General features: G+C 64.7%; 2 protein-coding genes and 1 pseudogene. All 3 read right to left on the bottom strand.

Annotated elements, in window-relative coordinates; all coding sequences use genetic code 11:
- Nucleotides 1-225 (bottom strand): annotated as a pseudogene (locus EOA27_RS36855) (DUF4345 domain-containing protein); the annotation flags it as partial.
- 113 nt (nucleotides 226-338) lie between these two features.
- Nucleotides 339-1034: an aspartate/glutamate racemase family protein gene (locus tag EOA27_RS36850; RefSeq protein ID WP_126080577.1), complete on the bottom strand. Its 696-nt coding sequence runs from the start codon at nucleotides 1032-1034 to the stop codon at nucleotides 339-341.
- 32 nt (nucleotides 1035-1066) lie between these two features.
- The coding region (locus EOA27_RS36845; RefSeq protein ID WP_145970844.1) for a hypothetical protein at nucleotides 1067-1300 on the bottom strand (234 nt) is incomplete at its 5' end.

The following is a 1300-nucleotide window of genomic DNA, read 5'->3' as shown; positions in this document are numbered from 1 at the left end:
CGCCAAAAGGATGCAGCACAGGCTGACGCCGAGATAGAAGCCCGACATGCGGCCGCGCCCCTCGGCGATCGCCGCCGCCTTCTCCGGCCTGGGCTGCAGCCGCAGCACGCGAAAGGCGAGTCCCGGCGCCAGGAACAGGAATAGGCCGAGCGCCAGGGTCACGACAGCGCTCGACCAGGCCAGCCATTCGCCCTGGCTCGCGGGCCACGGAAACGCGAAATCCATCTTATCCCCCTCGTAAAGTCTTGTTCTGAAATTGCCGGCATTCTAGCGGAGGAAAACCGGCACGCCAGATGGCGGCCGGCACATTAGAAAAGACGCACCAGACGAGCGGCTGGTCACGACAGCGCGAAGTCGACCGCGGCCTCGGCATGGATGCGTGTGGTGTCGAACACCGGAACGTCGAAATCGCCCTGGCCGATCAGCATGGTGATCTCGGTGCAGCCCATGATGACGCTGTCGACCTGATCGGTGCGGCGCATCCGGCCGACCTCGTCGAGATAGGCGGATTTTGATTCTCGCCTGACGATGCCCTGGCAGAGCTCGTCATAGATCACCTTGTGCACCATCTCGCGGCCGGCCTGGTCCGGCACCACGGGCTCGAGGCCGTATTTGTCTACGAGACGGCTTTTGTAGAAATCCTGCTCCATGGTGAGGCGCGTCGCGAGCAGCGCCGGACGCCTAACCCCAGCTTCAACGACAGCGCGTCCGGTGGCGTCGGCGATATGGATGAGAGGGTTCGAGATGGCCGCCTGCACCGCGTCGGCCAGCTTGTGCATGGTGTTGGTGCAGATCACCAGGCCTTCCGCGCCGCCCGCCTCCAACCTTCGGGCCGCCTCCACCAAAAGCGCGGCGGCGCCTTCCCAGTCGCCCGCATGCTGCCGTTCGGCGATCTCGGCGAAATCGAACGACCACAACAACAGCTTTGCCGAATGCAGCCCGCCCAGCCGCTCGCGCACGATCTCGTTGAGCAGGCGGTAATAGATCGCCGTCGATTCCCAGCTCATGCCGCCGATCAGGCCGAGGGTTTTCATAGGCGAGCACTCCGCTGAGCTGTCTTTCTCGTTTATAGGAAGCTCTGCGGGTCGATGTCGACCTGCACGCGCACCGAGCCGCGCAGCTTCGGCCCCTCCGCCAGCATGGCGCGGATGAAACCCTGCATATCGGCGCGCCGTTCACCCTGGACAAGCAAGCGGAAGCGGTGACGGCCGCCGATCAGCGACAATGGCGCCTCGGCTGGGCCGAGCACGAACAAGTCCGAAGCCTGGGGCGCCGATATGCAGGGGTTCATCCGCGCCTG

It is taken from the genome of Mesorhizobium sp. M2A.F.Ca.ET.037.01.1.1 (assembly GCF_003998075.1).
Taxonomy (GTDB): Bacteria; Pseudomonadota; Alphaproteobacteria; order Rhizobiales; family Rhizobiaceae; genus Mesorhizobium.
Note: the sequence above shows the minus strand (reverse complement) of the source record. Positions and strands in the feature narration are given on the sequence as shown.

Excerpts from the sequence above, each read along its gene's own strand:
- EOA27_RS36850 (WP_126080577.1), bottom strand. The coding sequence starts at position 1,034 with ATGAAAACCCTCGGCCTGATCGGCGGCATGAGCTGGGAATCGACGGCG.